Source organism: Mycobacterium sp. UM_11, from assembly GCF_001414075.1.
Lineage (GTDB): Bacteria > Actinomycetota > Actinomycetes > Mycobacteriales > Mycobacteriaceae > Mycobacterium.
The window spans coordinates 1-8245 of sequence record NZ_LATC01000150.1 but is presented as its reverse complement, the minus strand read 5'-3'; the positions used below and the strand labels follow the sequence as shown (position 1 = coordinate 8245).

The window sequence follows — 8245 nt, the reverse complement described above, 5'->3', positions numbered from 1 at the left end:
CAGATGTGTATAAGAGACAGGGAAGACGGCGCGTTCGCCGACGAGATCGCGGACGGTGAGTGTGGTTCCCATCAGGATCGCCGCGAAGCTCGTCAACGCGACGATGTGCTTGGCTTCGAACGGCGGTGCGCCAGGCGCCGGCAGGTGGCTCAGGCCCGCATGGCCCGTGACGGTCAACGGCAGCAGGCCGACGACGAACGGCAACACCGCGAGAAAGGCGAGGTAACCCCGGTTCGCCGCCAGCAACCGCACCTGGCGGCGTGCGAGCGTCGACGTTTGGCGCCACACGCCCAGCCGGGGCGGTTGCCACGTCGGCTGCACCGGCGCGGCGCGGCACACGGTGTCCGCGGACTCGGCCCCTCGGGCCTGCATGAACCGTCGGTGCAGACCGTTCGGATCGGCGCATACCTTCGTGAAGATGTCGGCCCAATCCGACGCTCCCAGATAGGAACTGAGCCGATCGGGTGGGCCACAGAAAACCGTCTTGCCGCCGGGCGCGAGCAACAGCACTTGGTCGCACATGTCCAGGAACGTCAACGAGTGCGTCACCACCACGACCACGCGGCCCGCGTCGGCCAACCGGCGCAGCATCGCCATCACCGAGCGGTCCAGGGCCGGATCCAGCCCCGTCGTCGGTTCGTCGAGCACCAATAGGTCAGGGCCGGTCAGCAATTCGACCGCGACCGACACGCGCTTACGCTGGCCGCCCGACAACTTGTCGATGCGGGTGTCGGCGTGCGGCGAGAGCTCGAGTTCGGAGAGCACCGTGCTGATCACCCGCCCGCGTTCGGCTGCGGTGGTGTCGGCGGGCATTCGGAGTTCCGCCGCGAACCGCAGCGCCTGTGCGACGGTGAGTCGGCCGTGCACCAGATCGTCCTGGGGCACCATCCCGATCTCGCCGCGCATGGCGTGCACGGCCCTCTCCTGGAAAGCCACCGTCCCGCCGGTCGGCCGCTGCGCCCCGGCGGCGACCTTGGCCAGCGTCGACTTGCCCGCGCCCGATGGACCGATCACGGCGGTCAGGGTGCCGGGGCGCGCCGTGAACGAAACCCGTTCCAGGAGAACTGTTTTGCCGTCTACGCAGAGGGTGACATCCCGCATCTGCAGGCCATCGGTCGCCGCGGGCCGGACGCGATTCTCCCGGTCGACGCTCGGACCTATCGGGATCGACCCGAACGGTGTTGCCGGGAATCGCCAACGGGCACGCATATCCGTGGCGTCGTCGGTCCGGTTACGCAGGGTGATCGGCAGCGTGGGCTTGTCGTTATTCATCGAGATCTCTCATCCGAGGAAGTACGCGAGTGGGAGGACAACGAGCAGTGAATCGATGCGGTCGAGTAGGCCGCCGAACCCGGGCAGCCAGCCACCGGCGTCCTTGACCTGGGCCTGTCGCTTGAGCATGGACTCGAGCAGGTCCCCGAACAGACCGCCGATGGAGACGGCGATGAGCAGGCCGACGGAGATGGTGCCCAGGAGCGTGAGGATTACGAACGCGCCGGCAATGGCGCCGACCATCCCGCCGATGGTCTTGTTGGGACTCAGCGGGGACAGCGGCCTGCGCGCCCATCGCATGCGGCGCAACCCTTTTCCGCCACACCAGGCCGCGACGTCGGTGGCCGCGACGGCGAAGCACAACAGATACGCGTCCGCCCCCACCATGACGAGGTGGGAAAGCGACCAGCAGATCCACACCGACGCGAACGCGGCGGACGCGGCCCGCCTGGCGCCGTTCTCGACGTCGCCCTCGAGGACGGAGGGCACCACGCACAGCAGCACGACGATCGGCGCGAACTGGAGAAGCGTGGGGCGCAGCCACGCCGCGATCGGGTATGCCACGGCCAGGACCACGAGCACGTAGGTGTCGGCGCGGCCGAGCTTGACCAGTCGCGCGTACTCGATCACCGCGACGACAGCCAGTGCCGCGGCCAACCCCGCCGCCGTGCCGTGGCCGGCCCAGACGGGGAGCCCGACAGCCGGTGCGATCAGCACCCAGGTGCGCCACTTCTGGACCAACTCCTGCTTGCGCGAGAGCACGACGGCGATGCCCGCGACCGCGAGGATCGCCACCGTGACCCACATCAGGAACACAGCCCGCGAATACATGTGAACGTGCAGCGGACCCAGGTCGATGTTGAGCGGCATCCGCCGATCGAGACGAGGCAACCAGTGCTCGACGAGTGACATTGTGGGCCGCCGGCTCTACGACGCCAGCGCGAAGCGGTCATCGGCCACGACGTCGCCCCGCAGTGCCAGCACCCGCGACCGCAGTTGCGATGCGGAGGTGGTGTGGGGATCGACAGGCGTTCCGAGGCGTACCTCCATCGGGCCGGGCGAGAAGCTGCCGTCCTTCGGTAGCACCTCGGCAGTCCCCACGATCGCCACCGGAACGATGGGCACCCCGCAGTCTCGTGCCAGACGTATTGCGCCGTAACGGAATTCGCCGATGGTGCCGTCTGTGGACCGCGTTCCCTCGGGATAGATGACGACGGTCCGTCCCGCGCGCAGCGCCGGACCGACGGCCGCGAACAGCGCGTCGTAGTTGCCGTCGCCCGAGCGTCGCACCGGCAGTATTCCGATCAGCGAGGTCGCGATGAAGCGTCGCACCGGCACGTCGAACCAGTAATCGGCCGCCGCGCCGAAGACCGGGCGAGCTGTGGACGGCAACGCCGCCACCAGCACCGCGGTGTCGGCGTGCGAGGCGTGATTGGCGACGACGATGCAGCCGCCCTCGACGTCCCATCGCCCGGTCACGGCGAGGCCGCCGGAGACGGCGCACACCGTCCGCCACAGCCAGTGGCGAAGGACGCTCGCAATCCGATTGATGGTCATGCGGCCACCTGCGCCATGGGCAGCGTGACGGCGTCGAACCGCTGGTGAGTCACGATGAACGGCTGCGTGATCGCGTCGAACTGCTCGAACAGCGCGAGGCGATCGGTCGTTTCGACCGGCGTTTCGTGCGCGCGCCGCGTCTTCAACTCGCGATGGGCGGCCCGCAGCCGCAGGACGGTGGTGAGCAGCGATCCGTTCACCAACTGCGCCAGCAGGATCGGCATGGCGATGGGAAAGGCCGTGGCCAGCACGAGGAACAGGCAGCGTTCGGTCTTGCCGAGCGGTCCGCCGTTGCGGCGCGTGAGGCCCGCCGCGGCGACGGCTAGCGACGCGAAGGTCGGCAGCGTGGCGGCTAGCGCGGCCAGCAGAACCTGAAGCACGGGCCAGGACAACCAGTGCAATCCGGAGCCGTGCTGCCGCGCAGCCCAGACCGCCAGGCCCGCGAAGCCGAGCAGGTCTGCGGTGCGGTCGCCGAGTTCGTTGACCACGAAGCCCCACGGCCGGCTCACGCGACGCGCTCGGGCGACCGCTCCGTCAAGGTTGGCGCCGGCCAGCCGGATCACCATGAAGACCGCCGCCAGCGGCCACCAGCCGAACGCGATGGCGGTTCCGGCGGCACCGGCCGCGGCGACACCGGCGGCGGTGAAGAGGTCCGGAGACACTCGCCGAGCCACCGCAATGTCGACGATCGGGGCCAGCCTTGCGGTGAACCACGGCTTCAATGCGTACAGGCCGGCCGTGCGGGTTCGACGAGTAGTCGAAGGGGCTGCGTGACGGGTAGCGACGTTGGTGTTTATGGCCGGCTCCTTTCGTTTCCTGCCTACGCGGGATGCGCCACCTGGTGGCGGCGCGTGCGATAAGTAGATGCGGGCCGACTGACTACCGATCCCAAATCGTTACGTCGTCGTCGCGTTGGCCCCGGCTGGCCAACATGAGGTGATCACCCCCGCAGCCCGCGTGTTGACCCGCCACGCAACGCGGAGCGCGTGGGGCGGCCACGGTGGCACCCCCGGCCATCAGATGAGGTGCGGGGTTACCCCGGTGAGCAGGTGGCTCCATGAGTCGTGGCCAGGGTGGGTTTTCGTACCCGGTGCCCGCCCTGGCCGCCCACCGCGCCCGTGCCGCCGAGCTGCCGGGCGCGCCCCGCGCACACGGCTACGGCCACGCTAGGCCGCAGAGCGGCACACCCTAGTCGGTCGCCGGGGCGGGTTGAGAGGTTGTCGGCCAGACTCCCCGCCCCGGCGCCCCGGCCAACAGAGAGGAAGCACCGATGGCTAGCAAGAAGCAGGCCGCAGCCCGCGCCAAGTTCGCCAAGGCTGCCCGCGCGAAGGGCAACACCAAGGTCGGTCGCCGCGCCAAGAGCACGGCCGCACCGAAACGCAAGCGCGGCAAGTAATTAGCTCGCTGCCCGGGGCACGCGGATGAATTGCTGATCGGGGTTCACGTTGAGCGTCACCGTCTTCTGGTTCTTGTGAACGAACACCGTCATCTGCGTCCGGTCGTCGTTGAAGCTACGGATCGTTGAGCGAAGCCCGATTGTTCCCGTTCGTCCGCTGCGGCCTATGGGTAGCGATATGTCGTCGCCAACGTTGAGTGACCGGACAACCACCAACGGAGTCGGGCCCAGGAAGGTCGGCCCTTCGTCGTCCGCTGTGTCCCCGGCCTCGGGCGGCTGACTCTCACCACGGTGGTCGTCCCAGGGAGTCGTCTTGAAGCCAGCAGCTTTCATGTCGGCCTTGGCCTCTTCGACGTAGGCGTTGACTTGCTGCTTCAGCGTCTCCAAGAAGGAGAACACCTGCTGCTGTTGTTCGGCATTGGTGTATGGGTCGCGCCCAATCTCCTGGCGAAAAACACTGATGAAATTGTTGAGTTCGTCGGACGCGACTTTGTGGGCCACACGAATGGCGAACGGTTCGGTGGTCTGCTGCACCGTCGTCATAATCGCCGTCGTGGTCCGGGTGGCAGCTTCAAGCACGTTTGTTGGCGCGACCATCTTTAGCTTGTTGACCGGCACCGCGATACGCATCTGCGCGTCCATCACCTTCTCGGAGTGGTCGAACTTGGCGTCAGCCATCGGGTCGTCCGTGCCCGCGCGGTTGTGGAACCAGTCGCGCATGGAGTTGAAGATGCCCTTGATGTCGATGGTCGTTGTCAGGATGTCTGTCGACACCTGCGTGAACTCCATCGCCGCCTCGCGGAGCGTCTCCTGATCGCGGATTTTGTCCTCGCGGGTCTCCTTGCGGTCGAGCACCTTGTCCTCTTGGGCAAATTTTCGGCGGTCGCTGTTCCGCAATGACCTCGCGGCGATGAGCGCGGGAGTCACAGCAAGGACCGCGCCGGATGGCACCCCTAGCCAGAACTCATGCGTGGTGAAGATGTGGGTCCAACTCATGCCTCCAGGCTATGGCCGGCCACCGACGTAACCAGGCCGCGACACGCCGGTCAGCATCCCCAGTTTCGGACCGAAGTCTGCTTTAATATTTCGCCCGTGTGACGGTAGTGATCTGTGAGGCTGGTGTGGTGGCACGGCAGTTCGCTAGCGCCGCAGGTACCTCCCCGCACGCCGGTACTACGCCGGTAAATCTGGCCGCGAGAGGACCGGCTGCCGCCCCACCGAGCCATCTACCTGCACAAGCACTGTGCCCCCAGTCGGACTCGAACCGACACTGGGCGGATTTTAAGTCCGCTGCCTCTGCCAATTGGGCTATGGGGGCTCGGCGGCGAATCTAGCGCGCATGCGCGAGCCCGGGGACATCGCACCCCGCTCGATTAGGCGAAATGCCCGACGTGCGGTACCGGGTGCCGTCGGTTAGGATCCGCGCCCGCGCGCATTAACCCCGGCTTTCCGGCAGATGACAGATCACATCACTATGTCGCGCGGCAGGACCGTGTTAAAACTACCGACTTCATCGTTAAAAAGCCGTAAACGGCTGTCACGCTGGCGCTTTCGGTCGGGACCGTGGAGTCGTGGGTCGTTAGTGTTACGCCAACGCACAGGGGCCGTTACGCGAACACACAGGTCGACCAACACATGGGGGTCGACTCGTTCCAACATTAGGAGCAATCGATGGCATTTCTGACAACACAGACCGAAGAGATGCTCGCTGCCGAGCAGCTGCTGTCGGGGATCAACACCAACCTGGCCGCGCAGAACGCGGGCGCCGCGGCGGCGACCACGGTCATCGCTCCGGCCGCCGCCGACCCGGTGTCGGCCCAGCAGGCCGCGATCTTCTCGGCGTACGGCACCCAGTACCAGGCGATCGCCACCGAGGCGCAAACGCTGCTCGAGAACTACGCCCAGACCCTGGGCATCAGCTCCGGCAGCTACGGGGACACCGAGGCCATCAACGCGGCCCAGGCCACGCTGTCGAGCGCCGCGTCTCCGGCCGCCGCCGCTGCCGCCGCGCCGTCGAACACCCCGCTGGACTGGTTGGCATACCTGCTCGGTAGCACCGGCAACGGCACCAACCCGCAAATGCTCGGCGGGATCTTCGGCCTCTCGAGCAACACCGCCAACCTCTTCAACATCGGCGGCGGCAACTGGGCCTCGGCCGGTTCCGACCTCCTGGGTCTGGCCGGTGGCGGTCTGCTCGACACCTCCGCCGCCGACGCCGCCGGCTCGGCGGCCGACGCGGCGGGCCTGGCCGACACGACCGCGCCGATGGCAGGCGGCGGCATGGCCGGGATCGGCGCGGCGCCAATGGCCGCGGCGGGCCAGGCGAGCCTGGTCGGCAAGCTCTCGGTGCCGCCGACGTGGGCCGCCCCGGCCACCCCGGTGGTGGGCACCAGCGCGGCGCCGCTCGAGACGGTCGGCTGGACCGCCGCCGCGCCGCAGGCCGGCACGGGCGGGATCATCCCGGGGATGCCGGGAATGGGCGCGGCCGCGCGCAACAGCGCCGGCTTCGGTGCACCGCGCTACGGCGTCAAGCCGATCGTCATGCCCAAGCCCACGGCCGTCTAAAACTTCAAATCCCTACAGACAAAAGGAGCGGGAAACACAAATGGTTCTTGACTTTGCAGCAATTCCGCCGGAAATCACCTCCTCCCTCATGTACGCCGGCGCGGGCGCCGCGCCGCTGATGGCCGCCGCAACGGCGTACGCCAACCTGGCCGCCGAGGTGAGCACCACGGCGACCCAGTGGGAGTCGATCATTTCGTTGCTGACCAGCGAGCAGTGGACGGGCGGTGGCTCGGCCGCCGCCGCGGCCGCGGCCCAGCCCATCATCGCCTACCTGACCGAGACGTCGGCGACGCTCGAGCAGGCGAGCGCGCAGGCCATGGCCTCGGCGGCCGCTTACGAGGCCGCGTTCGCGGCGACGGTGCCGCCGCCGGTGATCGCGGCCAACCGGACGCTGCTGGCGACGCTCGTGGCCACCAACTTCCTGGGCATCAACTCGGCCGCGATCGCCGCGACCGAGGCGCAGTACGCCGCCATGTGGGCGCAGGACGCCGCCATGATGGCCGCCTACCAGGCCGCCTCCGCGGCCGCCGGGGTTCTCACCCCGGTGACTCCGCTGACGTCCACCGCCAACCCGGCGACGGCCGCGGCGGCCAGCAGCACCGCGCTGGCCGCGGACTCGACGGCCGGCACGGCCCAGGCACTGGCGGCTCCCGCGGCGGCGGCCGCGCCCAGCCTCCCGTTCACGACCAACGGCATTCTGGGCTCGATCGACAACTTCCTCGGCACGCCGTCGGTGCTCAACGGCATCAACGGCGCGGTGAACACCGCGGCATGGTGGGTGTGCAACACCATCCCGACCGCGGTCTCCCTGGGCCACACGCTGGGCTCCGTGCCGTCGATCCCGTTCGCGCTCACCGACTCCGTCACGCCGCTCGCCGGTGGAATGATTCCGGGCACCATGGTGGGCTCGGTGTCGGGCGCGGGCGCATCGGCCGCCCTGGGCGAGGCCTCCGCCGTCGGCGGCCTGTCGGTGCCGGCCGGTTGGAATGCGGCCGCCCCCGCGTCGTTGGCCTCCTCCACCGCTCCCCTCGAGGGCTCGGGGTGGACGGCCGCGGCCGAGGCGGAGCCGGTCGCGGCGATGCCCGGGATGCCGGGCATGGCCGCGGCGGCCAAGGGCGCCGGCGCCTACGGCGCCGGCCCGCGGTACGGCTTCAAGCCGATCGTCATGCCCAAGCAGGTTGTCGTCTGATGTCGGGAAAACCGGTACGGGAATTAAGGGGGTACATGTCACCCGTTTGAGGCGATCAGTTAACCGGTAGGCCGTAATCTGTCCACAACGCGGCTACCACCGCATCAATTTCAACTGTTAGAACTTCGACACCGAAGCTTGAAGGAAAAGGAGAAAGGCAACATGGCAACTCGTTTTATGACCGACCCGCACGAGATGCGGGCGATGGCGGGCCGCTTTGAGGTGCACGCCCAGACCGTTGAGGACGAGGCTCGCAAGATGTGGGC

Annotated in this window: 9 protein-coding genes, 1 tRNA gene and 1 pseudogene; 5 read left to right on the top strand and 6 right to left on the bottom strand. The window is 68.1% G+C overall.

Annotation, left to right across the window (positions count from 1 at the left end; genetic code table 11):
- The 4 genes from WU80_RS23235 to WU80_RS23220 all read right to left on the bottom strand — a co-directional run.
- The coding region (locus WU80_RS23235; RefSeq protein WP_156371832.1) for an ABC transporter ATP-binding protein at positions 1-1272 on the bottom strand (1272 nt) is incomplete at its 3' end.
- A 9-nt stretch (positions 1273-1281) separates the two neighbouring features.
- Positions 1282-2142, bottom strand: a complete 861-nt coding sequence (locus WU80_RS23230; RefSeq protein WP_231633894.1) for a phosphatidate cytidylyltransferase — start codon at positions 2140-2142, stop codon at positions 1282-1284.
- 57 nt (positions 2143-2199) lie between these two features.
- Positions 2200-2829, bottom strand: a complete 630-nt coding sequence (locus WU80_RS23225; protein ID WP_055405421.1) for a 1-acyl-sn-glycerol-3-phosphate acyltransferase — start codon at positions 2827-2829, stop codon at positions 2200-2202.
- Entirely contained in the window at positions 2826-3491 is a 666-nt protein-coding gene (locus WU80_RS23220) for a CDP-alcohol phosphatidyltransferase family protein (RefSeq protein ID WP_231633893.1), read from the bottom strand. Before WU80_RS23220 ends, WU80_RS23225 begins: the two co-directional genes overlap by 4 nt.
- 395 nt (positions 3492-3886) lie before the next feature.
- On the opposite strand from WU80_RS23220, the gene WU80_RS26570 reads away from it, so the two are divergent.
- Positions 3887-4021, top strand: a complete 135-nt coding sequence (locus tag WU80_RS26570; RefSeq protein ID WP_255353624.1) for a hypothetical protein — start codon at positions 3887-3889, stop codon at positions 4019-4021.
- 78 nt (positions 4022-4099) lie between these two features.
- On the top strand, positions 4100-4225 hold the full coding sequence (locus WU80_RS26565; RefSeq protein ID WP_255353623.1) for a hypothetical protein: 126 nt from the start codon (positions 4100-4102) through the stop codon (positions 4223-4225).
- Here WU80_RS26565 and WU80_RS23215 read toward each other — a convergent pair whose 3' ends face one another.
- Together WU80_RS23215 and WU80_RS23210 are read right to left on the bottom strand one after the other, a co-directional pair.
- A complete protein-coding gene (locus WU80_RS23215; protein WP_156349727.1) occupies positions 4226-5221 on the bottom strand; it encodes a hypothetical protein in 996 nt (331 codons plus the stop codon). It abuts the gene before it with no gap.
- A gap of 248 nt (positions 5222-5469) precedes the next feature.
- Positions 5470-5543, bottom strand: a tRNA-Leu gene (locus tag WU80_RS23210).
- 353 nt (positions 5544-5896) lie between these two features.
- Between WU80_RS23210 and WU80_RS23205 the strand changes: the two genes are divergently transcribed.
- From WU80_RS23205 to WU80_RS23195, 3 genes and pseudogenes are all read left to right on the top strand, one after another.
- Positions 5897-6790, top strand: a complete 894-nt coding sequence (locus tag WU80_RS23205; RefSeq protein WP_055405419.1) for a PE domain-containing protein — start codon at positions 5897-5899, stop codon at positions 6788-6790.
- 40 nt (positions 6791-6830) lie between these two features.
- A complete protein-coding gene (locus WU80_RS23200; RefSeq protein ID WP_055405418.1) occupies positions 6831-7979 on the top strand; it encodes a PPE family protein in 1149 nt (382 codons plus the stop codon).
- A 162-nt stretch (positions 7980-8141) separates the two neighbouring features.
- Positions 8142-8245 (top strand): annotated as a pseudogene (locus tag WU80_RS23195) (WXG100 family type VII secretion target); the annotation flags it as partial.

What these genes read in the sequence shown, in the direction of transcription:
- WU80_RS23230 (WP_231633894.1), bottom strand. Translation starts at nt 2,142, where the DNA reads ATGCCGCTCAACATCGACCTGGGTCCGCTGCACGTTCACATGTATTCG.
- WU80_RS23225 (WP_055405421.1), bottom strand. Translation starts at nt 2,829, where the DNA reads ATGACCATCAATCGGATTGCGAGCGTCCTTCGCCACTGGCTGTGGCGG.
- WU80_RS26570 (WP_255353624.1), top strand. Translation starts at nt 3,887, where the DNA reads ATGAGTCGTGGCCAGGGTGGGTTTTCGTACCCGGTGCCCGCCCTGGCC.
- WU80_RS26565 (WP_255353623.1), top strand. Translation starts at nt 4,100, where the DNA reads ATGGCTAGCAAGAAGCAGGCCGCAGCCCGCGCCAAGTTCGCCAAGGCT.
- WU80_RS23215 (WP_156349727.1), bottom strand. Translation starts at nt 5,221, where the DNA reads ATGAGTTGGACCCACATCTTCACCACGCATGAGTTCTGGCTAGGGGTG.
- WU80_RS23205 (WP_055405419.1), top strand. Translation starts at nt 5,897, where the DNA reads ATGGCATTTCTGACAACACAGACCGAAGAGATGCTCGCTGCCGAGCAG.
- WU80_RS23200 (WP_055405418.1), top strand. Translation starts at nt 6,831, where the DNA reads ATGGTTCTTGACTTTGCAGCAATTCCGCCGGAAATCACCTCCTCCCTC.